Source organism: Pseudomonas arabinosi (assembly GCF_047758675.1).
GTDB classification, from domain to species: domain Bacteria; phylum Pseudomonadota; class Gammaproteobacteria; order Pseudomonadales; family Pseudomonadaceae; genus Aquipseudomonas; species Aquipseudomonas arabinosi.
The window spans coordinates 1,614,239-1,640,744 of the sequence record NZ_CP180480.1; the positions used below are offsets into that span (position 1 = coordinate 1,614,239).

Annotated in this window: 20 protein-coding genes and 2 pseudogenes; 5 read left to right on the forward strand and 17 right to left on the reverse strand. The window is 58.2% G+C overall.

Annotated elements, in window-relative coordinates; all coding sequences use genetic code 11:
* Positions 1 to 6 precede the first annotated feature (6 nt).
* Both ACMXYJ_RS07445 and ACMXYJ_RS07450 read left to right on the forward strand, forming a co-directional pair.
* Complete coding sequence (locus tag ACMXYJ_RS07445) at positions 7 to 3,078, forward strand: efflux RND transporter permease subunit (RefSeq protein WP_415759305.1); 3,072 nt, start codon at positions 7 to 9, stop codon at positions 3,076 to 3,078.
* A gap of 96 nt (positions 3,079 to 3,174) precedes the next feature.
* Positions 3,175 to 4,521 (forward strand): Fic family protein, encoded by a 1,347-nt coding sequence (locus ACMXYJ_RS07450; protein WP_415759306.1) that lies wholly within the window; start codon positions 3,175 to 3,177, stop codon positions 4,519 to 4,521.
* A 110-nt stretch (positions 4,522 to 4,631) separates the two neighbouring features.
* Here the strand turns inward: ACMXYJ_RS07450 and ACMXYJ_RS07455 are convergent, their stop codons facing one another.
* The 3 genes and pseudogenes from ACMXYJ_RS07455 to plsB form a co-directional block, all read right to left on the reverse strand.
* The gene (locus ACMXYJ_RS07455; protein WP_415759307.1) at positions 4,632 to 5,321 is read right to left on the reverse strand and encodes a DUF4197 domain-containing protein; all 690 of its coding nucleotides are present in this window, start codon (positions 5,319 to 5,321) and stop codon (positions 4,632 to 4,634) included.
* 29 nt (positions 5,322 to 5,350) lie between these two features.
* Positions 5,351 to 5,749, reverse strand: a pseudogene (locus tag ACMXYJ_RS07460) (YbaY family lipoprotein).
* 51 nt (positions 5,750 to 5,800) lie between these two features.
* Entirely contained in the window at positions 5,801 to 8,305 is a 2,505-nt protein-coding gene (gene plsB / locus ACMXYJ_RS07465; RefSeq protein WP_415759308.1) for a glycerol-3-phosphate 1-O-acyltransferase PlsB, read from the reverse strand.
* A 162-nt stretch (positions 8,306 to 8,467) separates the two neighbouring features.
* Here plsB and ACMXYJ_RS07470 point away from each other — a divergent pair, with 162 nt between their 5' ends.
* Positions 8,468 to 8,677: a cold-shock protein gene (locus ACMXYJ_RS07470; RefSeq protein ID WP_008146705.1), complete on the forward strand. Its 210-nt coding sequence runs from the start codon at positions 8,468 to 8,470 to the stop codon at positions 8,675 to 8,677.
* Positions 8,678 to 8,815: 138 nt separating this feature from the next.
* Here ACMXYJ_RS07470 and ACMXYJ_RS07475 read toward each other — a convergent pair whose 3' ends face one another.
* The 4 genes from ACMXYJ_RS07475 to ACMXYJ_RS07490 all read right to left on the reverse strand — a co-directional run bounded on the left by ACMXYJ_RS07475 (position 8,816) and on the right by ACMXYJ_RS07490 (position 14,032).
* Positions 8,816 to 9,193 (reverse strand): hypothetical protein, encoded by a 378-nt coding sequence (locus ACMXYJ_RS07475; protein WP_415759309.1) that lies wholly within the window; start codon positions 9,191 to 9,193, stop codon positions 8,816 to 8,818.
* A gap of 75 nt (positions 9,194 to 9,268) precedes the next feature.
* Positions 9,269 to 10,078 carry a putative RNA methyltransferase gene (locus tag ACMXYJ_RS07480; RefSeq protein ID WP_415759310.1) on the reverse strand — a complete coding sequence of 270 codons (810 nt, stop codon included), beginning with the start codon at positions 10,076 to 10,078 and terminating at the stop codon, positions 9,269 to 9,271.
* Positions 10,078 to 11,229 carry a succinyl-diaminopimelate desuccinylase gene (gene dapE, locus ACMXYJ_RS07485; protein ID WP_008146697.1) on the reverse strand — a complete coding sequence of 384 codons (1,152 nt, stop codon included), beginning with the start codon at positions 11,227 to 11,229 and terminating at the stop codon, positions 10,078 to 10,080. Before dapE ends, ACMXYJ_RS07480 begins: the two co-directional genes overlap by 1 nt.
* Positions 11,230 to 11,440: 211 nt before the next feature.
* On the reverse strand, positions 11,441 to 14,032 hold the full coding sequence (locus tag ACMXYJ_RS07490) for a glycosyltransferase (protein ID WP_415759312.1): 2,592 nt from the start codon (positions 14,030 to 14,032) through the stop codon (positions 11,441 to 11,443).
* Between the two features lie 222 nt (positions 14,033 to 14,254).
* Between ACMXYJ_RS07490 and tcdA the strand changes: the two genes are divergently transcribed.
* Complete coding sequence (gene tcdA, locus ACMXYJ_RS07495) at positions 14,255 to 15,073, forward strand: tRNA cyclic N6-threonylcarbamoyladenosine(37) synthase TcdA (protein ID WP_056739143.1); 819 nt, start codon at positions 14,255 to 14,257, stop codon at positions 15,071 to 15,073.
* Between the two features lie 102 nt (positions 15,074 to 15,175).
* Here tcdA and ACMXYJ_RS07500 read toward each other — a convergent pair whose 3' ends face one another.
* The 6 genes from ACMXYJ_RS07500 to ACMXYJ_RS07525 all read right to left on the reverse strand — a co-directional run bounded on the left by ACMXYJ_RS07500 (position 15,176) and on the right by ACMXYJ_RS07525 (position 20,193).
* Positions 15,176 to 15,580: a SufE family protein gene (locus ACMXYJ_RS07500; protein WP_415759313.1), complete on the reverse strand. Its 405-nt coding sequence runs from the start codon at positions 15,578 to 15,580 to the stop codon at positions 15,176 to 15,178.
* Entirely contained in the window at positions 15,577 to 16,782 is a 1,206-nt protein-coding gene (locus tag ACMXYJ_RS07505; RefSeq protein ID WP_415759314.1) for an aminotransferase class V-fold PLP-dependent enzyme, read from the reverse strand. Before ACMXYJ_RS07505 ends, ACMXYJ_RS07500 begins: the two co-directional genes overlap by 4 nt.
* Positions 16,783 to 16,862: 80 nt before the next feature.
* Positions 16,863 to 17,897, reverse strand: coding sequence for a 2,3,4,5-tetrahydropyridine-2,6-dicarboxylate N-succinyltransferase (dapD, locus tag ACMXYJ_RS07510; RefSeq protein WP_415759315.1), 1,035 nt, complete (start codon positions 17,895 to 17,897; stop codon positions 16,863 to 16,865).
* A 31-nt stretch (positions 17,898 to 17,928) separates the two neighbouring features.
* Complete coding sequence (locus ACMXYJ_RS07515; RefSeq protein WP_240050488.1) at positions 17,929 to 18,237, reverse strand: arsenate reductase; 309 nt, start codon at positions 18,235 to 18,237, stop codon at positions 17,929 to 17,931.
* 432 nt (positions 18,238 to 18,669) lie between these two features.
* A complete protein-coding gene (locus ACMXYJ_RS07520; protein ID WP_415759316.1) occupies positions 18,670 to 19,413 on the reverse strand; it encodes a M12 family metallopeptidase in 744 nt (247 codons plus the stop codon).
* Between the two features lie 129 nt (positions 19,414 to 19,542).
* Complete coding sequence (locus ACMXYJ_RS07525) at positions 19,543 to 20,193, reverse strand: hypothetical protein (protein ID WP_415759317.1); 651 nt, start codon at positions 20,191 to 20,193, stop codon at positions 19,543 to 19,545.
* A 341-nt stretch (positions 20,194 to 20,534) separates the two neighbouring features.
* Here ACMXYJ_RS07525 and ACMXYJ_RS07530 point away from each other — a divergent pair.
* Positions 20,535 to 20,722 (forward strand): annotated as a pseudogene (locus tag ACMXYJ_RS07530) (Na+/H+ antiporter); the annotation flags it as partial.
* A gap of 59 nt (positions 20,723 to 20,781) precedes the next feature.
* On the opposite strand, the gene ACMXYJ_RS07535 reads toward ACMXYJ_RS07530, so the two are convergent.
* From ACMXYJ_RS07535 to ACMXYJ_RS07550, 4 genes are all read right to left on the reverse strand, one after another.
* Positions 20,782 to 21,492, reverse strand: a complete 711-nt coding sequence (locus tag ACMXYJ_RS07535) for a M12 family metallopeptidase (protein ID WP_415759318.1) — start codon at positions 21,490 to 21,492, stop codon at positions 20,782 to 20,784.
* Positions 21,493 to 21,635: 143 nt separating this feature from the next.
* Positions 21,636 to 22,367, reverse strand: coding sequence for a M12 family metallopeptidase (locus ACMXYJ_RS07540; protein WP_415759319.1), 732 nt, complete (start codon positions 22,365 to 22,367; stop codon positions 21,636 to 21,638).
* Positions 22,368 to 22,528: 161 nt separating this feature from the next.
* Positions 22,529 to 23,728, reverse strand: a complete 1,200-nt coding sequence (gene dapC, locus ACMXYJ_RS07545; RefSeq protein WP_415759320.1) for a succinyldiaminopimelate transaminase — start codon at positions 23,726 to 23,728, stop codon at positions 22,529 to 22,531.
* A gap of 43 nt (positions 23,729 to 23,771) precedes the next feature.
* Positions 23,772 to 26,474: a [protein-PII] uridylyltransferase gene (locus tag ACMXYJ_RS07550; RefSeq protein WP_415759321.1), complete on the reverse strand. Its 2,703-nt coding sequence runs from the start codon at positions 26,472 to 26,474 to the stop codon at positions 23,772 to 23,774.
* Positions 26,475 to 26,506 lie beyond the last annotated feature (32 nt).

The following is a 26,506-nucleotide window of genomic DNA, read 5'->3' on the forward strand; positions in this document are numbered from 1 at the left end:
TCCCCGATGGGTTTCAATCTTTCCGAATGGGCGCTGCGTAATCGCCAGATCGTACTGTTCCTGATGCTCTTGCTGGCAGTTGTCGGCGCACTGTCCTACACCAAACTCGGCCAAAGTGAAGACCCGCCGTTCACCTTCAAGGCCATGGTGATTCGGACCAACTGGCCGGGGGCCACGGCGCAGGAAGTGTCGCGCCAGGTCACCGAGCGCATTGAAAAGAAGCTGATGGAAACCGGCGAGTACGAACGCATTGTGTCGTTCTCCCGTCCGGGCGAATCCCAAGTGACGTTCGTCGCCCGTGATTCCATGCACTCGGTGGAAATCCCGGACCTCTGGTATCAGGTTCGCAAGAAGATCGGCGACATTCGTCAGACCCTGCCACCGGGCATCCAGGGGCCATTCTTCAATGATGAGTTCGGCACAACGTTTGGCAATATCTATGCGCTGACAGGCGAAGGTTTTGATTACGCGGTGCTCAAGGACTACGCCGACCGCGTGCAGATTCAACTGCAACGGGTCAAGGATGTGGGCAAGGTTGATCTGCTCGGACTACAGGACGAGAAGATCTGGATCGAACTCTCCAACGTCAAACTCGCCACCCTCGGCCTGCCTTTGTCGGCGGTGCAGCAAGCCCTTGAAGAGCAAAACGCAGTGTCCACCGCCGGGTTCTTTGAAACCAGCAGTGAACGCTTGCAGCTACGCGTCTCGGGGAATTTTCAGACGGTCGAAGAGATCAAGAGCTTCCCGATCCGCGTCGGTGATCGTACGTTCCGCATCGCCGATGTGGCGGATGTGCGTCGGGGTTTCAACGATCCGCCGGCGCCGAGCATGCGCTTCATGGCGGAAAACGCCATCGGTCTGGCCGTGGCCATGAAGGAGGGTGGCGACATTCTGGTGCTGGGCAAGGCGTTGGAAATCGAGTTCGACCGGATCCAGAAAAATCTCCCTGTCGGTATGCAGCTGCGCAAGGTCTCCGACCAGCCCGCCGCCGTGAAAAGCAGTGTCGGTGAATTTGTTCAGGTGCTGGTGGAAGCGCTGGCAATCGTCCTGCTGGTGAGCTTCTTCTCCCTTGGTGTGCGCACCGGCATGGTGGTCGCACTGGCGATTCCTTTGGTATTGGCGATGACATTCGCCTGCATGTATTACCTGGGAATTGGCCTGCACAAGATCTCTCTCGGGGCATTGGTACTGGCGCTGGGTTTGTTGGTGGACGACGCGATCATCGCCGTGGAAATGATGGCGATCAAAATGGAGCAGGGCTTCGACCGGGTCAAGGCGGCCAGTTACGCCTGGACCAGCACCGCATTCCCGATGCTCACCGGTACGCTGATCACCGCTGCCGGCTTCCTGCCGATTGCCACTGCGCAATCGGGTACCGGCGAATACACCCGTTCGATCTTCCAGGTGGTGACCATCGCGTTGCTGGCCTCGTGGGTTGCCGCCGTTGTGTTTGTGCCTTATCTGGGGGAAAAACTCCTACCGGATCTGGCGAAGATTCATGCAGCCAAACATGGCACCGGCGACGGCCAGCCCGACCCTTACGGCACGCCGTTCTATCAGCGCGTCAGACGCCTGGTGGAGTGGTGCGTACGGCGGCGCAAGACGGTCATTGTCCTGACGGTCGTGTTGTTTATCGGTTCTGTCATCCTGTTTCGCTTCGTGCCGCAACAGTTCTTCCCGGCATCGGGTCGCCTGGAGTTGATGGTCGATCTGAAACTGGCGGAAGGCGCCTCGTTGAGCAACACCCGCGATGAGGTCAAACGCCTCGAAGCACTGCTCAAGGATCACGCCGGTATCGACAACTATGTCGCTTATGTGGGCACCGGTTCGCCACGTTTTTACCTGCCGCTGGATCAACAACTTCCTGCAGCGAGCTTCGCGCAGTTTGTCGTCCTGGCCAAAACCATTGAGGAGCGCGAAACCCTGCGCACCTGGCTGATCGAAGCCCTCAAGGAACAATTCCCGGCCCTGCGCGCGCGGGTGACACGTCTGGAGAACGGGCCGCCGGTTGGTTATCCGGTGCAGTTCCGGGTCACCGGTGAGCACATCGAGGAAGTCCGCGCGCTGGCCCGTAAAGTCGCGGCCAAGGTTCGCGAGAACCCGCACGTGGTCAACGTCCATCTGGATTGGGAAGAACCGAGCAAAGTCGTTTATCTGAACATTGATCAGGACCGCGCCCGGGCGCTTGGCGTGAGCACTGCGAACCTGTCGACGTTTCTGCGAAGCTCTCTGACCGGTTCCAGCGTCAGCCAGTACCGTGAAGACAACGAATTGATCGAGATCCTGTTGCGCGGCACGTTGCATGAACGCACCGAACTGTCATTGCTGCCAAGCCTGGCGGTGCCGACCGACAATGGTCGCAGCGTAGCGTTGTCGCAAATTGCGACCCTGGAATACGGCTTCGAAGAAGGCGTCATCTGGCACCGCAACCGCTTGCCGAACGTGACGGTGCGTGCCGACATTTACGGCAAGGAACAACCGGCGACGCTGGTGAAGCAGATCATGCCGACCCTCGATCCGATTCGCGCCGAACTGCCGGACGGCTACTTGCTGGAAGTCGGCGGCACGGTGGAGGACTCGGCTCGCGGGCAGAATTCGGTGAAGGCCGGTGTGCCGCTTTTCATCGTGGTGGTGCTGACGTTACTGATGCTGCAACTGCGCAGTTTCTCACGCACGGTCATGGTGTTTCTGACGGCGCCTTTGGGTTTGATCGGTGTGACTTTGTTCCTGATGGTGTTCCGTCAGCCGTTCGGTTTCGTCGCCATGCTCGGCACCATCGCGCTGTCCGGGATGATCATGCGTAACTCGGTGATTCTGGTGGACCAGATCGAGCAGGACATTGCTTCCGGGCTCAAGCCTTGGCAGGCGATTATTGAAGCCACGGTGCGGCGTTTCCGGCCGATTGTGTTGACTGCACTCGCGGCGGTGCTGGCGATGATTCCGCTGTCGCGTAGCGTGTTTTTCGGTCCGATGGCGGTGGCGATCATGGGCGGGTTGATTGTGGCGACGGCGCTGACATTGCTGTTTCTGCCGGCGCTGTATGCGGCGTGGTTCCGGATCAAGAAAGACCCGGTCTAACGTCCTACGTGTATTTCAGATCCCTCTGATATTGAGTCAGAGGGGTCGGAATGCTGTACTCAAAACTCAGTTTTACGAGTTTTTGAGACAGCAATAATGAAGAAACCGCCCATTTTGAGGGGAAGGACCGACCCGGTATTCGACCTGCTGGGGAAGTCACCCCACAAGGAACGCCTCTCGGACTACCTTGCCCTGCTCAAGCCGCTGGACGATCAGGGGCGTTATCTGCCTTTTGATGAGTTGCGCTACCGCTGGGCGTCGGGGCTGGATTCGAATCTGTGCTGGGCGCTGGTGAAGAAAGCCCGGACTGCGCAGTACTCAAGTCTTTTGCCGCTGGGCGAGCCGCTTCAATGGGGCAAATTCATGCTCACGCCGTTGGCGCAGAAAGCTATTTCCGCCGTCGATCGGCAAGCCACAACGGCCGCGCTGGAGTACATGAGCAGTCAGATTGGCGAGCATGCGCACTTCAGCTATCTGCTCAACGATTTGATCGAAGACGAAGCCATCAGCAGCAGCCAGCTCGAGGGCGCGGCGACCACCACGCGGGTCGCCAAGGACATGCTCAAGCGCAATCGCCTGCCGCGCACGCCGGATGAGCGAATGGTGATCGGCAACTTCAAGATGATGAATTTCGCCTGGGAAAAGCGTCATGACGCCCTGAGTGTCGAACTGATTTCAGCCATGCACCGGGTGGGTGTCGAGGGTATTGATGACACGCAATATTCGCCGGGGGCGTTCAGGGGCAACGATGATGTAGTGGTGCAGGACGGCGAGGGCAATACCGTGCATACACCGCCGCCGGCAGCAGGGCTAGTGTCACGATTGCGGGTGCTGTCGACGTGGATCAACCAGCCCCACAACGATCCCGATCAAGTGGATTACCTTCATCCACTGACCAAAGGCATCGCACTGCATTTTGCACTGGGCTATGAGCATCCTTTCCGCGACGGCAACGGCCGGGTGGCGCGGGCGCTGTTTTATTGGTTCATGTTCAAGAATGACTACTCAGCCTTTCGCTACATTGCGATCAGTATTTTGCTTCGTAGTGCGCCGGTGAAATACGGACGGTCTTATCTGAACACTGAGGCTGATGACTTGGACCTGACCTATTTCATCGACTTTCAATGCTCGGTGATCCTGCGGGCTGTCAGCGGTTTTACCGATGCTTATCGGAAAAGTCTGGCGTATACCGAAAGCTTTGATCGCTGGTTGTTGGAGTCCGGCTTTTTTGACCGATTGACCGAGAAGCAGCGAGCCGTATTCCAAGTGGCCAAGAGCGGGATGGCCAAGGAATTTACGGCGGTCAATGTGAAGGAGAATCTGGACTGTTCTTACAACACCGCGTCGGCAACTCTGAACGGGCTGGTCGAATTGAATGTGTTCGAGAAAAGGAAGATCGGTCGCGAGTGGGTGTTCTTTCTGCGGGCTGCATCGACTGCTTGACCTATGTGGGAGCGAGCTTGCTCGCGATGGCGGTGTATCAGCCACAGTTAATGTCGACTGACACGGCCTCATCGCGAGCAAGCTCGCTCCCACAAGGTCGGTGTTAAGGCTTAGAGCGTACCGAAGACTTTCTTCGCCAAACTGGTCGCTGCCGCTGCAGGATTCTGGCGAATGGTTTCTTCCTGTTTACCAATCATCTCGAACAGACCGTTCAGCGCCTGCTCGGTCACGTAGCTTTCGATGTTGGCGCTCTTCGCATCCACCACACCCATCGTCGCGGCTTGCCCGGCGAACGAGTTGTACTGCTTGGCCAGGCCCACCTGGTCGGTGGCTTGCTTGACGATCGGCAGGAACTTGACGCGGATCTGTTCGCGGCTGGTTTTGCTCAGGTACTGAGTGGCCGAGTCCTTGCCGCCGCTGAGAATGCCCTTGGCATCCTCCACGCTCATCTTCTTCACTGCGTCCACCAGTATCGGCTGGGCTTGCGTTACGGCGGTTTCAGCCGCTTTGTTCATGCTGGTTTCCAGCTGATCGACCTGGTCACCCATGCCGAACTGTTTCATCTTGCTGGCGACTTTGCCCAGTTTGCCCGGCAATTCGATTTTCACATCCGGGTTGTTGCTGAAGCCGCCCGGCGTGCCGAGTTGTTTCACGGCCAGTTGCGCGCCTTGGGTCAGCGCATCCTTGAGACCGCCAGTGGCGTCGTTTTGCGACAGGTCGTTGAGCGACAGCGCCAGGGCGCTGGCGGAGATCATCAAGCCAGCGCACAGGCCGGCGAAGCGAAGGGTAGGGCGGAACATGGCAGCTTCCTTTGTTCAAAAATTGAGAGTTAGCGAGCGGCGTCTACGCGGATTTTCAGTGGTTGCGGATCGCTTCCATCCAGCTGCACGGCGTGATGTTCGGTGGTGATGAACATCAGTTCGCCATTCACTTCGATACGGGCGCTGACCGAGTAACGATGACCCGGTTTCACCTGCGCTGGATCGTAACTCAGATGAAACGGCAGCGGCACCTGGCCTTTGACCGGGCCTTTTTACTCGTCAAGGATCACTGCGGGCGCGTCGGCCAGGGAAACGTCCTGCAAGCTGACGCTTAAGGTGGCGCTCGGCGGGAGGGCAATGCGTTGCAGGTAGAACACTTCGCCATCAAGGCTGGTTTTGGCGGCAGGTTGCATCGACTGACAGGCGCCCAACAGAGTGGTCATGGCCAATAGAGAGAGTTTTTTCATCGGAGATCTCCGTATCGAAGGCGCCAGAAGTAGCCTGGCGCCCGTAGGAACTTAGTCGGTTAGAGTTGGAACTGCGACCTGATCCGCCGCATCTTCACTGCGATGCAACGCGACCTGCCGGATCGACAAGCGAATCTCCGCCGGCAACACCCGCTTGGCCGCGCCTTCGGCCAGTTCGCCGAGCAGTGCGTGATAGCTCAGCTTGCCGCCCTCGTCGCGCTTGAGCACGTCGAGGTCCAGCATGGTCTGGATGAAGTGGCGGAACAGGCTCTTGTCGAAGAACTCCGGGGCGTTGAGGCCATGGAGGATCGACAGGCGCTGGGCCATGACCGTGCACAGGTCTTCCAGCTCTTCGGCGCTGATGCTGTTCTGACCGCTGTTGAGCAGCAGCGAGACCGTCATGTAGAAGCGCTGCAAGGTCTGGGCGATGCTTTTCGACAGCAGGGTCAGCAGCACGAAATGCCGCGAGCTCGGCGCCGGGCGCAGGTAGACATCATTCTCAAAACGCAGCAGACCTTGCTCTACGAAGGCTTCGAGCCATTGGTCGATCACCGCATCCAGCTCATCCAGCGACCAGCGAATGAACAACTCCGATTGCAAGTACGGATAGAGCGCGCGGGTGTAGCGCAGGATCTGTTCGCGGCTCATGCGCGAGGCGCTCTGGAAGAAGCTCGCCAGCAACGCGGGCAAGGCGAAGATGTGCAAAACGTTGTTGCGGTAGTAGGTCATCAGGACAGCGTTCTGTTCGTCCAGATACAGAATCTTGCCCAGGGCATCGCTCTGCTCGGACAGCAGATCCATGTCCTTCACATGCTCGATCAACGCGCGGCCGTCACCTTCCGGCAGGGTGGTGTGCGGCGAATACGGGACCTTGCGCAACAGCGCCAGGTACAGATCGAGCACGCGCGCCATGGCGCGATCATCCAGCGCCAGACGGCTGGTGGACAGCAGCGCCAGGGCCACGAGGTTGACCGGGTTGATTGCCGCCGCTTCGTTCAGGTGCTGCGCGACTTTCTCGCCCAACCGGTTGGTAGTTTCGTTGAGCCAGGCCGGTTTGAACTGCGGGCCGAGTTCCTGTTTACGCCAGTCCGGCTGCTCGCTGTCGAGGAATTCCGCCAGTTTGATTGGCTCGCCGAAGTTCACCGCCACTTGGCCGAAGCGCTGCTTGAGCGCGCCGATGACTTTGAAGATATCGAAGATCGATTCTTTCTTCTTGGTCGCACCACGCAGTTCGCCGAGGTAAGTCCGGCCTTCCAGCACACGTTCGTAACCGATGTAGACCGGGATGAAGACGATCGGCATCCGCGACGAGCGCAGGAAGCTGCGCAAGGTAATCGCCAGCATCCCGGTTTTCGGCTGCAGCATGCGCCCGGTGCGCGAGCGGCCACCCTCGACGAAGTACTCGACCGGGAAGCCTTTGGTGAAGAGGGTGTGCAGGTATTCGTTGAACACCGAGGTGTACAGCGGGTTGCCCTTGAAAGTACGGCGCATGAAAAACGCACCACCGCGACGCAGCAGGCCGCCGATCCCCGGCATGTTGAGGTTGATCCCGGCGGCGATATGCGGCGGAGTCAGGCCATTGCGGAACAGCAGATAGGACAGCAGCAGGTAGTCGATGTGGCTGCGGTGGCAGGGTACGTAAATCACTTCGTAACCCGGGGCGACCTTTTGCACGCCTTCGATGTTGTTGACCTTGATACCGTCGTAGATTTTGTTCCAGAACCAGCTCAGCACTACTTCCATGAAGCGAATCGCGGTGTAGGTGTAGTCGGAGGCGATCTCGTTGCCATAGCGCAGGGCCTGGGCCTTGGCTTTCTCCGGGGAGATGTTTTCGCGTTCGGCTTCGTCGAGGATCGCTTGCTTGACCAGTGGCTGGTTGAGCAAACCTTTGACCAGATTGCGTCGGTGGGAAATGTCAGGGCCGATGACGGCAGCTTTGAGATTGCGGAAGTGCACCCGCAGAATTCGCTGGGCCATGCGCACGGTGCGCTCGTGGCCCTTGTTGTGGTCGATCAGTTCGCGCAAATGGATCGGCGCGGAGAACTGCACGCGGGTTTTGCGCCCCAGCACAATGATGCTCAGCAACCGGCGCAGGCGCCCGGTGACTGCCCAGCTGTCGGCGAACAGCAACTTCCACGGGCTCGATTCGCTGTCTGGCGACTGACCCCAGAACACGCTGACTGGAATGATCTGCGCGTCTTCGGCGGCGTTCTGGCTCAGGGCGCTGACCAGGCGAGTCAAGGTTGGCGGTGCACCACGTTTGTCCTGACGGCCGAGCCAATCAGGTTCCGGCGTCAGGTAAAAGAACGCGGCGGGTTCCTCCAGCGTACCTACCGAGACCGGCAATACCGGGCGGGGCAGGCCAGCCTTGCTGCACTCGGTATCGACCACGGCCAGGTCGGTCAGCGAAGGGTTTTGCAGGACGTAGAACACCGGACGGCTGCGGTCGAGGTTGAGGGTGAACGACGACTGATTGATCGTCTCCGAGCGAACCCAGAGGTAGAGCAGTCGGCGCAGGGTGCCAAACACAAGACGGCGGAACGGGGAACGGGTCATACGGCTTCTGCGTGAGTGATTAAAACCAAGCAATTGCTTGGGCGGCCTAGTGTGCCGTATTCGCCGAAAATCGGCAAAAAAGCGCCTAAGTAAAGTTGAGTTGAGAGTTTTGGCGGCTGTCATATACTCGGCCGTTCAAAATAAAAACAAGGGGGTACTGACATGGCTACGCGCGAAACCGGCAATGTGAAGTGGTTCAACGATGCCAAGGGTTACGGATTCATTCAGCGCGAGGACGGGGTGGACGTGTTCGTGCATTACCGCGCGATTCGCGGCGAAGGGCACCGCTCGTTGGCTGAAGGTCAGCAGGTTGAATACGGCGTGGTGACTGGCGAGAAAGGCTTGCAGGCTGAGGATGTGGTGGGGCTGTAAACCCATTCTTCAGATCACCCAAAACCACTGTGGGAGCGGGCTTGCTCGCGAATGCGGTGTATCAGTCAACGTTGATGTCGACTGATACACCGCATTCGCGAGCAAGCCCGCTCCCACATTGGATTGGTGTTGCTGCTGTTACACGGTTTTCCAGGTGATCTCTTCTTCACCATCCGCGCTGATGCGCATCCAGCGATCGGCTGTCTCTTCACCTTCTTCCTCGACCCAGCTACCCGGCGCGCAACGCACTTCGACGTTCAGCGCGGCAAACGCGGCGCGGGCGCAGGCGATGTCGTCTTCCCACGGAGTCTGGTCGCTGTCCAGGAACAGGCTGTTCCATTTGCCCACGGCTTTCGGCAACCAGGTGACCGACACGTTGCCGGCCTTGCACTTGTAGGTCTGGCCCTTCTTGACCCATTCACTGCATTGGCCCAACGCTTCGCTAAGCCAGTCTGCAACGGCTTTGTAGTCGACGTCGGCGTCTTTCAGGTAAATCTCGATATCGGGTTGGCGCATGGATGTCCTCACTGCGGTCTTGAAAAATCCATTCGCGGATTTAGCCGGCCTCAAGCTATTGCTCAAAGCCAAAAATTATTGAAGTACGAAGTAATCGTAGCGCATTGAAACAGTGACCTCGAAGGGCTCGACCTGTTCGATGACCGCCGCCCGGCGTTCAGCACTGGCGCGCCAGCCGTGGGGGGTCATGGCCAACAAGTTCGCACGGTCCTGACCACTTGCAAGCAGCAGTTTGAACTCCAGGGTTTCGCTGTGCTGCAGCGTCATGCCTTCCGGCACCAAAGCCAGATGCTTGTCGTCGGTGTATTCACGCACCTCGTCGTACAGACGTTCGCGCAACTCCATCAGATGGCCGCTGGTCGGCCCGACTTTCATCAAGCCACCACCGGGGCTGAGCAGGCGTTTGGCTTCCTCCCAATCCAGCGGGCTGAAGACGCTGGCGAGAAACTGGCAGCTGCCCGAGGCCAACGGCACCCGCGCCATGCTGGCGATCAACCAGGTCAGTTGCGGGTTGCGTTTGCAGGCGCGTTTGACCGCTTCCCGGGAAATATCCAGCGCGTAACCGTCAGCGTTCGGCAAGGCTTCGGCGATTTGCGCGGTGTAGTAACCCTCGCCACAACCGATGTCCAGCCAGCGCTGCGGTGCGTACTGAGCGGCCAGTTCTGCCAGACGCTTGGCCACCGGCGCGTAATGGCCGGCGTTCAAAAAGTCGCGTCGGGCTTCGACCATCGCCAGGTTATCCCCAGGGTCGCGGCTGTTCTTGTGCTGCACCGGCAACAAGTTCAGGTAACCCTGACGCGCACGGTCGAAACGATGCCCGGCGGGGCAGGCCACGCCGTTGTCCACCGCGTTCAGCGGTTCACTGCAGATCGGGCAGGCGAGCATCAGGCGAGCAACTTGATCAGAGTCTGGTAGTAAATTTCGGTCAGCACATCGAGGTCGGCAGCCAGAACACGTTCGTTGACCTGGTGAATCGTCGCGTTGACCGGGCCCAGTTCAACAACCTGAGTACCCATGGTCGCAATGAAGCGCCCGTCGGAGGTGCCGCCGCTGGTGGACGCCTTGGTCTCACGACCGGTGATGTCCTTGATGCTCGATGCGACAGCATCCAGCAACGCACCCGGTTCGGTGAGGAACGGCAGACCGGACAGCGCCCAGTCGATGTGCCAGTCCAGACCATGCTTGTCGAGGATGTCAGCGACGCGCTTTTGCAGGCCTTCGACGGTGGATTCGGTGGAGAAACGGAAGTTGAACACCGCCACCAGGTCACCCGGGATCACGTTGGTCGCGCCAGTGCCGGAATTCACGTTGGAGATCTGGAAACTGGTCGGCGGGAAGAAATCGTTGCCGTGGTCCCAGTGCTCGGCGGCCAGTTCGGCCAGCGCCGGGGCGGCGAGGTGGATCGGGTTCTTCGCCAGGTGCGGATAGGCCACGTGACCTTGCACGCCGCGCACGGTCAGCTTGGCACCGAGGGAGCCGCGACGGCCGTTCTTGACCACATCGCCCACCAGGGTGGTGCTCGACGGTTCGCCGACGATGCACCAGTCCAGACGCTCCTTACGGGCGGCAAGGCGTTCGATCACCGCTTTGGTGCCGTGGTGCGCCGGGCCTTCTTCGTCGCTGGTGATCAGGAAAGCGACCTTGCCCTTGTGATCCGGGTAGTCGGTGACGAAACGCTCGGCCGCCACAGTCATGGAAGCCAGGCTGCCTTTCATGTCCGCCGCGCCACGGCCGCAGAGCATGCCGTGTTCGTCGATGACTGCGTTGAACGGGTCGATCTGCCAGGCGGTCACCGGGCCGGTCGGCACCACATCGGTGTGGCCGGCGAAGCACAGCACCGGACCGTCGTGTTTACCGTGGGTAGCCCAGAAGTTATCCACATCTTCGATGCGCATTGGCTCAAGCGCAAAACCGGCATCGCCCAGGCGCTGCATCATCTGCTTCTGGCAATCGGCGTCGACCGGCGTCACGGACGGACGGCGGATCAGGTCGATGGCGAGTTGAAGGGTCGGCGAAAGGTCGGCGTGGGCCGTCATGGGGAACTCCGAAAGCGGTAAATGTGGGAGCGAGCTTGCTCGCGATGGCTTAGTAACAGCCAACATAGTTGTTGAATGTGACGGACTCATCGCGAGCAAGCTCGCTCCCACAGGTATTGGGTCAGGCCATTGGGCCCAAGCCCTGCAAAATGGCGGTTATCTTAAAGCAAAACGGCGGCCATTGGCCGCCGTTTAGTGCATCTGGAACGATTTAGACCGCCGGTGACGTCACACCCTCGACCGCCGGTTTCGGCAGCGAAGACAAGAACGCCATGATCAGCGCCGCCAGGTACGGCAGCGACTGTACGAGCAACATCGTCACCCAGAAGCGCATGTCGTTACTCGGCAGGCCGTTCACCAGGAAAATCCCCAGCGCCGCGCTCCACAACAGCAGCATGATGAACATTTCTTCGCGAGCTTCCGAAATCGCCACCCAGAAGCCGTGGTTATCGGCGTTTTTCGGGGTGCGGAAGAACGGAATGCTGCTGGTGAAGAAGCCGTACAACACCGCTTTGGCGATGGTGTGCGACAACGCCAGCCCTGCCAATGCCGCGCAGAAAGCGTCCTTCAGGTTGACCCCGACCGCACGGCGGTACAGGAAGATGATCTTGCCAACCTTGAACACGAACAGCGCCAATGGCGGGATTGCGAAAATCAGCAACGGTGGATCGACCCGCTGCGGCACGATGATCATCGCCGCCGACCACAACAGGGCGCCCACGGTGAAGAAGATGTTCATGCCATCCGCCACCCACGGCAACCAGCCCGCGAGAAAGTGGTAACGCTGGCCACGGGTCAGTTCGGTGTCCTTGCCGCGCAGCAAACTGGCGGTGTGACGCTTGATGATCTGAATCGCTCCGTAAGCCCAGCGGAAACGCTGTTTCTTGAAGTCGATAAAGGTATCGGGCATCAGGCCTTTGCCGTAGCTGGTGTGGTAATACGCCGCTGACAAGCCTTTCTCGAACACGCGCAGACCCAACTCGGCGTCTTCACAGATGCACCAGTCAGCCCAGCCGAGTTCCTCGAGCACCGAGCGCCGGGTCATGGTCATGGTGCCGTGCTGGATGATCGCGTCACGGTCGTTACGGGTAACCATGCCGATGTGGAAGAAGCCTTTGTATTCCGCGTAGCAGAGCTTCTTGAAGGTGCTTTCGTTCTGGTCGCGGTAATCCTGTGGCGACTGCACCACGGCGATTTTCGGATCGGCGAAGTGCGGCACCATGTGCTTGAGCCAGTTCGGGTCGACGCAGTAGTCCGAGTCGATCACCGCAATCACTTCGGCATCCTTGGCGGTGTGCGGAATCAGGTAATTCAGCGCGCCACCCTTGAAGCCGGCCAGTGGTGCAACGTGGAAGAACTTGAAGCGCGGGCCGAGGGTTTCGCAATAATCGCGCACCGGTTCCCAAACCGCCGGGTCCTTGGTGTTGTTGTCGATGATCAGGACTTCGAAGTCCGGATAATCGAGATTGGCCAAGGCGTTGAGGGTCTGTTTGACCATCTCCGGCGGCTCGTTGTAGCAAGGCACGTGAATCGAGACTTTCGGTCGGTAGTCCGAATCGCCGACCACCGGCAGAAATTCACGTCGACGTTTGTGAGTCCAGACCGCTTCGGCCAGTTCATGCGCCTCGGTCAGCAAAACGATAAACACCCCGAGTGCGCCGAGCGCGAGCAAGAAGCCCACCGTCAGGCTGAACCAGGTGCTGTATTGCTGGCTGTAGTCGTAACCGATCCACACCAGCACCGAACCACAGAGGAACGCGATGAAGGTCAGGAAGGTGCGGCCACGTTGACGCAGGGCCGAGCCGTCGATCATCAGCAGGGTCAGGGACAGCAGAGCCAATACCACGGAACCGATGGCCAGCACGCGCCATTGCGGGATCGCGACGACCGGGCCTTCAAAGTTGAATTTCTGCTGGCGCGCGGCGTTGAAAACGCCCCAGTAAGCGCCCACGGAACCTTCGTCACTGGCCTTCCACGGTTGGTCAAAGGCTTCGATCACGAAGTAGTTGAAGCCCTGGCGATTGAGCTTGTTGACCAAGGTCCGCAGATAAATCGCCTGGTCTGCCGGCGACGCGTCGGCACCACCGCGCATACGGCCGTTGCTCGGCCAGCCGACTTCCGACAGCAGCAGCGGTTTTTTCGGGAACATCTTTTTCAGGTCCCGGGCGCGGTCGAGTACGAACTGCCCGGACTGCTCCATCGGAACATGTTCCCAGTACGGCAGGACGTGGGCGGCGATCAGGTCGACGTGCTTGGCCAGGCTCGGGTTTTCTTCCCAGACGTGCCATTGCTCGGAGGTCGTCACCGGTACTTTCACTGCTGCACGGACGCGATCAAGGATCACGCTCAGTTCGGCGGCGTTGATTTCCTTGCGGAAGATTGCCTCGTTGCCCACCACCACGCGAACCACGCTGCGGGAGGTATTGGCCAGATCGATGGCGCGCAGGATTTCACGCTCGTTGCGCTCAAGGTCCGGGCTGATCCAGATGCCCAGTGTCACGCGCAAACCGAATTCTTCGGCGAGCTTGGGAATATCCCCCAGGCTGCCATCGACCGAGTAAGTACGGATGTTGTCCGTCAGCTTGCTCATGATCTCCAGATCGCGACGCATTTCATCGTCGGTCGGGTATTGGTCTTTTTGCGGGTACTGCCCTTGCTGGAACGGCGAGTACGAAAAGCCGGAGATCTGTTCTGGCCAGTTGGGGGCGGTGACCGGGCGGTTGATCAGCGCCCAGAAGCCGGTAAACAAGGCTGCGATGGCGAGCACCACGACCAGGTTGAGTCCAAATTTACGCGATGACATAGCTTTTTCGGGTTCCAAAGGCTGTGGAACGAAGGAACGGTTTGCGGCTGGCTGCCAGGGGGCAGGGGCGCGCATCCTACACTGGAGGTTCTCTGACCGTACAGCGAACAGGGAAATGCCCGACATTGGGCACTCTGGTTTCATATAAGTTCTTTCACTTGTCGCTGGAAGGTTAAAAGTTCTCGCGCTGTGGCCCTATAATGCGCGCCGGTTTTTGGGGTAATGGTCATGAGTACAGAAGATCCGCGGTTTGCAGGCATCGCCCGTTTGTATGGCATCGACGGCCTGGAGCGCCTGCGCGCGGCCCACGTGGCGATCGTCGGCGTCGGTGGCGTCGGTTCCTGGGCGGCGGAAGCCGTCGCCCGTTGTGGCGTGGGCGAGATTTCGCTGTTCGACCTGGACGACGTCTGCGTCAGCAACGCCAACCGTCAGTTGCACGCGCTGGACAGCACCGTCGGCAAACCCAAGGTTGACGTGATGGCCGAGCGCCTGCGCGGGATCAACCCGGACTGTACCGTGCACGCGGTGGCGGATTTCGTCACCCGCGAGACCATGGCCGAATACATCACGCCGAACATCGACTGCGTCATTGATTGCATCGACAGCGTGAATGCCAAGGCGGCGCTGATTGCCTGGTGCAAACGCCGCAAGATCCAGATCATCACCACCGGCGGCGCGGGCGGGCAGATTGATCCGACGTTGATTCAGGTGTGCGATTTGAACCGGACCTTCAATGATCCGTTGGCTTCGAAAGTGCGCTCGACCTTGCGCCGGGATTACAACTTCTCACGCACCGTGACCCGCCATTACAGCGTGCCGTGCGTGTTTTCCACCGAACAACTGCGCTACCCGAAACCGGACGGCAGCATTTGCTTGCAGAAGAGTTTTGTCGGTGATGGCGTGAAGCTCGACTGCGCCGGAGGGTTTGGTGCGGTGATGATGGTGACGGCGACTTTTGGCATGGTCGCGGCGACCAAGGCTGTGGATAAGATTGTGGCGGGTGTGCGTCGCCCATCGGATCGGGTTAAACCTGAGGTTTAGAGGGCTGCGGATGGCCCCTTCGCGAGCAGGTCGAATCGTCGCACCGTCGCTCCCACATTGGAATGCATTCCCCTGTGGGAGCGAGCCTGCTCGCGATGGTGATTAACCAGCCAACTCGTTCATCCGTTGTAGCACGGCATTGAGGCCATTACTGCGCGAAGGGGACAGTTGCCGGGAAAGCCCAAGCTGATCAAACCAATCCGGCAAATCCACCTGCTGCAACTCAACCGCTGACAACCCGTTAACCCGCGCCAGCAGCAACGCCACCAACCCGCGAATCAACCGTGCATCGCTGCTCGCGGCAAACTGCCAGTGACCATCCCGCAATTCACCCACCAACCACACCTGGCTTTCACAGCCATGCACGCGGTTGGCGTCACTCTTATCCACATCGCTCAACGCCGGCAGACGGTCGCCCCATTGCATCAACAGCCGCGCCCGTTGTTCCCAACCGGCAGCCTTCTGAAAAGTCTCCAGCGCCGTGGCTGCATCGGCAGGCAAGTTCATCGCAACAACTCCAGCGCCTGATCCAGCGCGTCAAAGAACCGTTCCAAATCTTCGGAATCGTTGTACAGCGCCAACGACACCCGGATGGCCCCAGCCAATTCAAAGCTTTTCAGCAGCGGCATGGCGCAGTGATGACCGGCGCGCACTGCGATTCCCTGTTCCGTCAGCAAATGCGCCAAATCAGAGTTATGCACACCCTCGACGACAAAACTGGCCAGCGCCAGTTGCGGCTTGCCCAACAACCGAATGCCGTTGCGTGCTTCAAGGCCTTTGAGCAAATAGTCATGCAGCGCTGCCTCATGGGCGGACACGGCGTCCTGATCGAGCCCCGCCAGATAATCCAGCGTCGCCCCCAAACCAATCACACCGGCAATCGGCGGTGTACCCGCCTCAAAACCCAGTGGCGCCGGGCGGAACCGTGCGCTGTGGTAATCCGCATCCAGCACCATTTCGCCGCCGAATTGCCAGTGGCGCAGTTGCTCAAGCGCTTCATTGCGACCGAACAGCACGCCCAGACCATCGGGGCCATAGAGCTTGTGGCTGGAAAACACATAGAAGTCGCAACCCAGCGTCTGCACGTCATGCCGGCCATGAACAACGCCTTGGGCGCCATCGACCACGGTCAGCGCGTTATGCGCCTTGGCCATCGTCAAGAGTGCGGGCAACGGTTGCCAGGCACCGAGTACGTTGGACAGCTGACTGACCGCCAGCAAGCGAGTTCGCGGACCGATGAGCTGCGCGGCAGCATCAAGGTCGATCAAGCCGTCAGCGTCCAGTGGCAGGATCACCAGCTTCAGGTCGCAACGATGGGCCAGTTGCTGCCATGGCAACAGATTGGCGTGATGCTCCAGGGCGCTGATGACAACTTCATCGCCCGGATTGAAAAGATGTTCCAGGCCGTAAGCCAGGAGGTTCAGCGCAGACGTTGCGCCGTGGGTAAAGATGATCTGCCCGCAATCGCCGGCATTGAGCCAGTGGGCGACTTTGCTGCGGCTGGCCTCGAACGCCTGGGTGGCGTGGGCGCCGGGCAAGTGTTGTGCCCGATGCACGTTGGCCGCGCCGTTGGCGTAGTAGTGCGCCAAGGCATCCAGCAGGGCTTGAGGTTTTTGCGTGGTGGCGGCGTTGTCCAGATACGTCTGGTCTTGCCGTTGCAATGCGGCGATGGCCGGAAAATCGGCGCGCCAGGGGGAGGGAATCATCATGTGTTGAGCCCTGTGAACTTGGGCGGGGGTACACCGGACCTTGTGGGAGCGACCGTCGCTCCCACAGGTGCCGGCGGCACTTAGTTGTGAGCGTGCAGCGCTTCGTTCAGTTCGATCGCCGATTTGTGGGTTTTGCATTCCACAGCGCCGGTTTCCGAATTGCGACGGAACAGCAGGTCAGGTTGACCGGCCAGTTCACGGGCTTTCACGACTTTGACCAGTTTGTTGTTTTCGTCCAGCAGCGCCACTTTGGTACCAGCGGTCACGTACAGGCCCGACTCAACGGTGTTGCGATCGCCCAATGGAATGCCGATACCGGCGTTCGCACCGATCAGGCAGCCTTCGCCGACCTTGATCACGATGTTGCCGCCACCCGACAGGGTGCCCATGGTCGAGCAACCGCCGCCCAGGTCCGAACCCTTGCCGACGAAAACGCCAGCGGAAACGCGACCTTCGATCATGCCCGGGCCTTCGGTACCAGCGTTGAAGTTGACGAAACCTTCGTGCATCACGGTGGTGCCTTCGCCGACGTAAGCGCCCAGACGAATACGTGCCGCGTCAGCGATACGCACGCCGGCCGGAACCACGTAGTCGGTCATTTTCGGGAACTTGTCCACCGAGAACACTTCCAGCAGCTCGCCGCGCAGACGGGCTTCCAGTTGATGTTCGGCCAGTTCGGCCAGGTCGATTGCGCCCTGGCTGGTCCATGCCACGTTCGGCAGCAGTGGGAACACACCCGCCAGGTTCAGGTCGTGCGGCTTGACCAGACGATGGGACAGCAGGTGCAGCTTGAGGTAAGCCTCAGGCGTGGAAGTCAGCTGAGCGTCTTCGGCCAGAATGGTCGCGACCAGCGGCTTGTGACTCTCGGCCAGACGCGTCAGCAAGGCAGCCTGGGCAGCGTCAACGCTTTTCAGGGCTTCAGCCAATTGCGAGGCCTGAGCGGTGGTGAAGGCGATGGCCTGGTTGCCTTCGGTGTAGCCCAGAGCCGGCGCGATGGCGGCGATCAGTTCGGCCGAAGGGTTGAGCAGTGGCTGCGCGTAAAACACTTCCAGCCATGCGCCTTGACGGTTTTGAGTGCCGACACCAAAGGCCAGGCTGAACAGGGTAGTGGACATGTTGATACCTCTAAAAATGGAACGGGCTGCTTTACTTGAGCGCTGCCGCGTAGATATCTGGCTTGAAGCCAATCAGGGTTCGGTCACCGAGATCAAGCACCGGGCGCTTGATCATCGAGGGTTGTGCGAGCATCAGTTCGATGGCTTTCGGCTGGTCGAGATCGGCTTTGCGTTCGTCGTCGAGCTTGCGAAAGGTCGTGCCTGCACGGTTCAACACCACTTGCCAGCCGTGCTCGTCGCACCATTGGGTCAGGTGTTCACGGTCGATTCCGACCGTCTTGTAATCATGAAAGTCATAGCTGACAGCGTGTTCATCGAGCCAGGTGCGCGCCTTTTTCATGGTGTCGCAGGCTTTGATGCCGAAAAGGTGCAACGTTTTGCTTGAAACGGTCAAGGAATTGCCCCCTTTGCAGGTGCTGGAAATAAAAGGTGACGGATTATGCCATGACCGGACGGTTTCGCGTCGGCCGTGGTCGGGTTTGTCGTTTTGTCAGGGCGATCAGCGGTTGCATGCGGCATTGGTGTAACGGCTCGCCTGCAGTCTAAGCGGCTAATATGGCACTTCAATGCTGTCGATTGCAGGGGGAGACGCTGCGGATTGGCTGCAGCGCAATACGCTTGAAAGCGCTGCGGGCGCTGCGCCTGGAGTTTTAACCGCCGAGCCGTCAGCACCCGATCAGCGATGACGTGCTGCGGGATATGTGGAGTGAGCTAGATCTGAATGAATCAAATCGGGGGGCGGGTCAAATAGAGGTCATTTTCAAGAACTCGTTTAGAGAACCTTCCAGGGCACATCATCCGGATCTTCCGGATAAGTGCGTTTTGCCATTTTTATATCCAGCTCACTCAGTACGGTATTTTTGCTGACTTCCCAGACTCCGTCGGTCAGCTCTTTCTCAACCTCGTAGTGCATGATGGAGTTCTTATCGTATTCGGTGTCGACTATCGCCCCCGAATAGGGCGTCAACACGTTTTCATCTACGCGCTGTTTGTCCCATTCGTAATGCTCGAAATAATGCTCGTAAACTTTTTCTCGGTTCCAGGGGATGGCCGCGTCGCGGTGCAAGTGCTCGTGCAGGTAGCCAAGTGCATGACCCATTTCATGGAGTACGGTCGATTCAAAGTATTCGTCGCTTGGGGTTGTTTCAAGGTACATCGTCGCTTCGTCTTGATCAAAAGTCAGTGCGTCGGTGCCTATCAATGATTTGTTGTGTTCGCTGACGGTGGTGATTCGGATGTCTGCGTCGCCCTTGGACACTACTAAGAACTTTAGATTTACATGTTTTATCCAGGGGGTGATTGCCTTGTAAAAGGCGCGTAAGAAGCTCGATGAAACATCTTCAAGGAAACGGATTTTCAGTTCGCGACCTGGCGTCCACAATTTTTTGTAGTCGCCCAAGCCTAATATGGATAATTCGTTGTTTGAGGCGTTGTTCGGGTTTTCTGTAATGGCTGCACTGTATGATGCCAGTCGATCTTTTGGAGGGATTATAGAACAGGGTTTGGCGTTTTTCATTTTGGTCTCATTAATTTAAAGTCGTCTGATTCGCTCGTTGCCCAGAGGGACCTGCGCGAAGTATTGGGGGTATTTGATTCAAGCGAAGCGGACCTGGGGCAAGTCAAATAACGCTACTTTAATGGAGCGTTATTCATTTTTCGTCGGGTAGGGATAGGCCTTGGCCATGAAGGCCTTGTCTTTTTCGCTGAGATCAAAATTGAGAAAAACCTGGAAGTCGCCTTCGGTCCAGGATTGGTGGATGACGTAGTGCATGATCGACTTTCGGTCGTACTCTGAATAAACGCTTGCATCTGGGGTTGCGCGATCCAGGTATGAGTGGTGCAGCCATTCTCGCGTCACTCTGGCTTGGTAGTCGTCTTCTTCAGGGTTATCGGTTATTCCATATCGTGCATAAAGGGCTGACGTGTTCCAGGGGATGTTTGCTGTCGGGTGGGTCTGCTCATGTTCTGCCCCCAGCATATGGCCGAATTCATGCATTACATTGGCCGCAAAATAACGTGCGAGGTTGGGGCTGTGTGGCCAGAGTGTCATTGTTGGCTCATCTGTAAACAACAGTGCGTCTGTGCCGACGTTGGACGAGAACGTTCCTTCCTGGCTAAGTATACGGATGTCGCCTTCTTTACCTTCGACGAATTCGAATTTCAAATTGATATGCGGCAGCCAATGGTTGGCTGCCGAGATGGTCGCGGCTTTGAATTCTTCGGTGCCATTGAGGAAGGCGATTCGAAGAGTGCGGCCGGGCGTCCAGAATTTGGAAGGGTTTTTCTTGGCCCACATTATTTTGCAACTCCTGAGAAAAACTGAGTAGGCGTGAGTGCTGTATTTGCAAAGTTGCAGAGGACTTCTAAGTCTTCGGGCTCCGTTGTAGAAAAAGTTATGCTGGAATGCATGGTCTAACTTCCTTGTTTGATTGATAGAAGTGCGGCTTTTGTGCTGAAGTAGAATTTAGTGTTGGTTGCAGGTTTAGTAAAGTGGAAAACTAGCGGGGTGTGTTACTTGGTGTTGTTAGAGTTGGCGGGTATTGCACTCGACAACCTGTATGGCTTCGTAAGAACTTTAGTGTCTTATGATGAAGTAGGGGTGGTTGTATTGAAGTCGGATCTGATATTACTCAAACCGCCTGCATCGCCTTGCCGCAGTTACTGCGCGGCATCGAGAAAAGCCCGGACGACAAGCGTCGCAATGAAGTACGTGGCGCCTGTAGTGGTACAAGCTCAGACGTCATCACCAGATGGGTGATGACGTGCGGCGAGAAGTGTTGGGAGAACTGGGTTTGAGTGAGGCCCACCAGGGATCGGTTAAGTAGGTCTTCATGGTGAATGGCGACGTCACCAGACAATCGCTCAGCCTGTGCGTTCGCGGGACTCAGTCAGCGTCGTTCGGCTGATATTTTGGATAGGCTTTGCGCATGACTCGCCTGTCCAGCATGCTGATTTTGGTGTTGGTACCCACTTCCCAATCCTCTGTCGTCAGTTCGTTCGGGACTGGGTAGTGCATGATCGAATCCTTGTCGTAGCGGCCCCATAGATGGTCGCTGCCTCCAAGGGGCGTCAGGACGTGAAGATCAGTGTCTTTCTCGGTCCACCCATAGTGGGTTTGATAAAACTCGTAAACCTTCGGTTTATCCCAGGGAATGTTCGCTTTTGGATGCAGCTGCTCGTGCTGCAGACCCAACGCGTGACCGAACTCATGCAGTACGGTTGCTTCGAATTCTGGATGGTCGATTTCAATATTCAAATTCAGCGTCGGTTCATGTTGTTCGTACAGCAACGCATCAGTTCCTACTGCGGAGCTGTTATTCGCGCTGGATGTTGAAATCCTGATCTCGCTTTCGCCTTGGTCAATAAATTCGAACTGTAAGTTCACAGAGGGTTGCCATTGCTTGATCAACGCTTCGATGGCAAGCCTTTTCGTTTGAGTGGGAGTATCCACGAACGCGATTCTTAACGTCCGGCCATTACTCCAGAATTTGCTCCAGGTGCCAATGGCACGCTTGGAGCGTCGGCCTGCGGAAGAACGTTGGGCGTTGTCGGGGTTTTCCAGGATGGCTGCGTCGTAAGAGGCGAGTTCATCCATTGCGCGGATCATTTTACAGGGCGTACTAATGTTCATAATTGATTTGCTTATAGGTGCTTGTAGTCGTTTGGATAGCGGCAGTGCTCGTCCGTTAACTTGAATGACGATGCCCCTGTTCTCGATCATTACAAATGAATAAGGTTTTAGCGTTTGGGATAGAGCAGTTTCATCAATCGCTTATCTTTTTTGCTGATCTTGCGGTTGATTGGAATGTCCCAATCGCCCAATGTCAGGGTGTTCGCCACTGGATAGTGCATGATCGACTTTCTATCGTACGGCGTATAAATAGCTTCGATTGTATCGAAGGGCTGAAACAGGTTCATGTCGACTAGTTCTTTGGTCAGCGGATTCATTTCTCGATTCTGGTAGAACGCATACACTTTCGGTTTATCCCAGGGGATATTGGCCTCAGGGTGTTGGTGTTCATGCATCGCGCCTAAGGCATGTCCAAACTCATGAGTCACGATCACTTCGAAATCTTCATGTTCAGGTTTGACACCCAGATCCATGGTCTGCCAGTCCGGATGAATCAACAGCGCGTCAGTGCCCAGCACGGAGCTGTTGTCATTGTTTTTGGTTGCGATTCGGATATCACCTTCGCGCCCTTCAACGAAATCGAAGCTCAGATTGATATAGGGCAGCCACTGGCTGGCAGCGTCGATGATCTTCTGTTTGTGCTCATCATCGGGGCCGTCAATAAAGGCGATTTTGAGTGTGCGTCCGTTTGCCCACAGCTTTGAGTAATTGATCAGAGAGCGCTTGCGACGAGTGCCGCCGCCGGTGCCGGCATTCTCAGGGTTCTCGTTGATGGCGGCTTCATAAGATTGTTGATCGTCGGGCCACTGGATAAGGGTGCAGTGTTCAATACTGTTCATTGGCTACTTCTTCCTTGAAGTAAGGTCGTGTGAATGCGCACGCTAATGCACTGCATGAGAGTAAGGGGAACTCTGCAGTTCGGTGAACTTTAATTTCGGATGAAGTGTAACTGTCTATATAAGAGTGCCCGCACTGCGTTGCACAGTGCGGGCTGGGATACTTACTTGTTGCGGGTAATAAACTCGCGAATTCTCTTGGCCGCTTCCACACATTCGGCCAGCGGTGCGACTAGTGCCATGCGCACACGGCCAGCGCCTGGATTGAACCCTTCCACTTCTCGGGACAGATAAGAACCCGGCACCACGGTCACATGTTCTTCAACGAACAGATCACGGCAGAACGCTTCATCATCGCCGTCAACGCTCGGCCACAAATAGAAACCGCCATCCGGCCGCTGCACGTCCATCACCGGGCTGAGGATTTCCAGCACCGCATCGTATTTCTCGCGATACAACGCACGGTTGGCGCGCACGTGCACTTCGTCATTCCATGCGGCAACACTGGCCAGTTGGGTCTGAACCGGCATCGCGCAGCCGTGGTAGGTGCGATAGAGCAGGAAGCCTTTGAGAATGTCCGCATCACCGGCCACGAAGCCTGAGCGCAGACCTGGCAGGTTGGAGCGCTTGGACAGGCTGTGAAACACCACGCAACGCTTGAAGTCCTTGCGGCCCAGTTCCACGCAGGCGCTGAGCAGGCCGGCCGGTGGGGTTTGTTCGTCGAAATACAGTTCGCTGTAGCACTCGTCGGCGGCGATCACGAAGTCGTATTCGTCGGCCAGGGCGATCAGCTTCTTCAGGGTTTCGACCGGGATCAAGGCGCCGGTCGGGTTGCCTGGCGAGCACAGGAACAGGATCTGGCAGCGTTTCCAGATGTCAGGGGAAACGGCGTCGAAATCCGGATTGAAGCCGTTTTCGTCCAGGCACGGCAGGTAATGCGGCTTGGCCCCGGCAAGGAACGCGGCGCCTTCGTAGATCTGATAGAACGGGTTCGGGCTGATCACCAGTGCATCGTCGCCACGGTTGACCACGGTCTGGGTGAAGGCGAACAGCGCTTCACGAGTGCCGTTGACCGGCAGCACATTGCGCGCCGGGTCGAGCCAGCCGTTCGGAACGCTGAAACGACGTTCGCACCACGCGGCGATGGCTTCACGCAGGGCCGGAATTCCGAGGGTGGTCGGGTACACGGCCATCTTATCCAGATTGCTTGCCAGTGCTTCGGCGACGAAGCTCGGCGAGCGGTGTTTCGGCTCGCCGATGGACAGCGCAATGGCACGCTTGTCCGGGTTTGGCGTGACGCTGCCGAGCAGGGCGCGGAGCTTCTCGAACGGGTAGGGCTGCAACTGGTTCAGAGCGTTGTTCATCGGTACGGGGTCTCGTTCAAAGCGGCTGAATCCTGGCGCGCAATCAGATGCTGATGCGCGACAGTTTGATATCGGGTTCGTTACTGACGGTCAGCTGTTCGACAATTGCATCCTGCAAGCGGCTGCACAGCAATGGGTCGGACAACGGCTGGTTGTTCGCATCGGTGATGAAGAACACGTCTTCCACGCGCTCGCCGAGGGTCGCAATCTTGGCGTTCTGCAACGACAGATCGAACTCGAGGAAGATCGTGCCGATGCGTGCAAGCAGGCCTGGGCGGTCGGGGGCGCTGAGTTCCAGCACGGTCACCGGACGCTGGGCGTCGTTGTGGATCGTCACCTGCGGCGCAAACGCGAAATGCTTGAGCTGGCGCGGTACCCGACGCTGAATGATGGTCGGGTAGTCGTCCGGGTTGCGCAGGGCTTCGGTCAGGCCTTCGCGAATCTGTTTGACCCGCGCCGGGTTGTCGCCAATCGAGTCGCCGTCGGTGTCGAGCACGATGTAGGTGTCGAGGGTGAACTGGCTGCTGGAGGTGATGACCCGGGCGTCGTGAATGTTCAGGTTGAGCTGGTCCATTGCAGCCACGGTCACGGCGAAAAAGTCGTGCTGATCCGGCGCATAGATAAAGATCTGCGTGCCGCCTTCGAATTCGCGCTGGGTGGTTTCCTTGATCAGCACCAGCGGCCCGCCGTCGGCCGGTTGCTGGAGGATCGCGTCGCTGTGCCAGGCCACGTCGCCGGCGGTGTGGCGCAGGAAGTAGTCATCGCCCAATTGCGCCCACAGCTGCTCGACGTCGTCCGGATCGGTGCCGCCGCGCACCAGAATGTCCAGCGCTGCGCTCTGGGTCTGGCGGATCTGTTCTTCGCGATCAACCGGGTTTTCCAGGCCGCGGCGCAAGGCACGCTTGGTCTCGGTGTAGAGCTGGCGCAACAGACTGGCGCGCCAGGAATTCCACAGCGTCGGGTTGGTGGCGTTGATGTCGGCGACGGTCAGCACGTACAGATAATCGAGGTGAGTTTCGTCACCGACGATTTGCGCGAAATCGTGGATGACCTGCGGGTCGGACAAGTCCTTGCGCTGGGCGGTGGTCGACATCACCAGATGGTTCTGTACCAGCCAGACGATCAGGCGACTGTCCCACACCGGTAACTGGTGGCGCTGGCAAAAGGCTTCGGCATCCACGGCGCCGATTTCCGAGTGATCACCATGCCGGCCCTTGCCGATGTCGTGGTACAGGCCGGCCAGGTAGATCAGCTCGGGTTTGGGCAGTTTGCCCATGAGCTTGCTGGCCAGCGGGAATTTTTCCGACACTTGGGTGTACTGCAACTTACGCAGATGTTTGATCAGGTTCAGGGTGTGAGCGTCGACCGTATAGATGTGAAACAGGTCGTGCTGCATCTGCCCGACGATGAAGCCAAACTCCGGCAAGTAGCGCCCGAGGATGCCGTAACGGTTCATCCGTCGCAGATTGCGGTGGATACCGATCTTGCACTTGAACAGTTCGATAAACAGGCTGGTATTGCGGATGTCGTTGCGGAAATCGTCGTCGATCAGGTGACGGTGTTCTCGCAGCAGGCGAATGGTGTCGGCGCGCACGCCTTTGATTTCCGGCTGCTGGGCCATCAGTACGAAGATTTCCAGCATGGCGAACGGTGTACGGCGGAACACGTTGTCGTTGCGCGCCTCGATGTAACCGTCGTGCAGCTGGAATCGCGAGTTGATCGGCTGCGGCGGCGCTTCGTCTTCCGGTGCGAGGATGACTTCCTCGAAGTGCTGGATGATCAGGTCGCTGAGCTGGGCAATGCTCATGACCACTCGGTAATACTGCTGCATGAAATTTTCGATGGCTTGCTTGGCGTCATCGCCTTTGAAGCCCAGCAACCCGGCAATGGTGCGCTGGTGGTCAAACAGCAAGCGGTCTTCGGAGCGGCCGGCGAGCATGTGCAGGGCGTAACGAACCTTCCACAGGAACTCCTGGGAGGAGGCCAGCAGCGCGTTTTCGCTCTCGACGAGGAAACCTTCGCCGGCCAGGGCCCGCAGGTTCAGGGTGCCGTATTCACGACGGGCCACCCACAGAATCGTCTGAATATCCCGTAGGCCGCCGGGCGAGCCTTTGACGTTGGGTTCCAGGTTGTATTCGGTGTCGTTGTATTTGTGGTGACGGGCCTTCTGCTCGGCGCGTTTGGCCAGGAAAAAGTCCTTGCTCGGCCACATGTGCGCGGTGCTGGTGACATCCAGCATGCGCTGGCGCAAGCGCTCGGGGCCGCAGATGGTGCGGCTTTCCATCAGGTTGGTGACGACCGTCAGGTCGGCGCGGGCCTCCTGGACGCATTCGTCCACTGAGCGAACACTCTGGCCCACTTCAAGGCCGATGTCCCACAACAGCGTCAGAAAACGCTCGATCGAATCTCGGAAAACTTCGTGATCGGCGCTGTCCAGCAGGATCAGCAAATCGATGTCGGAATAAGGGTGCAACTCGCCGCGACCGTAGCCGCCGACCGCGACCAGCGCGATGTCGGCGTCTTCGCTCCAGTTGAACTGCTCCCAGGCCTTTTGCAGGATGTTATCGACGAACCAGGCGCGATCCTCGATCAACCGGCGAATGTCGCGGCCGCTGCGAAAGCGCTCGTCGAGCACCTCGCGGGCCTGGCGAATTGCCTTCTTGAAGGCCGCGATCGGGCTTGCCTTCAGGGCTAGTTCAGCCTGGAACTGGCCACGGTCGAAGAGTTCGGGATCCACCTGCGGCATCGATTGGCTTTCCTGTCTATAAGGCTGAGGAG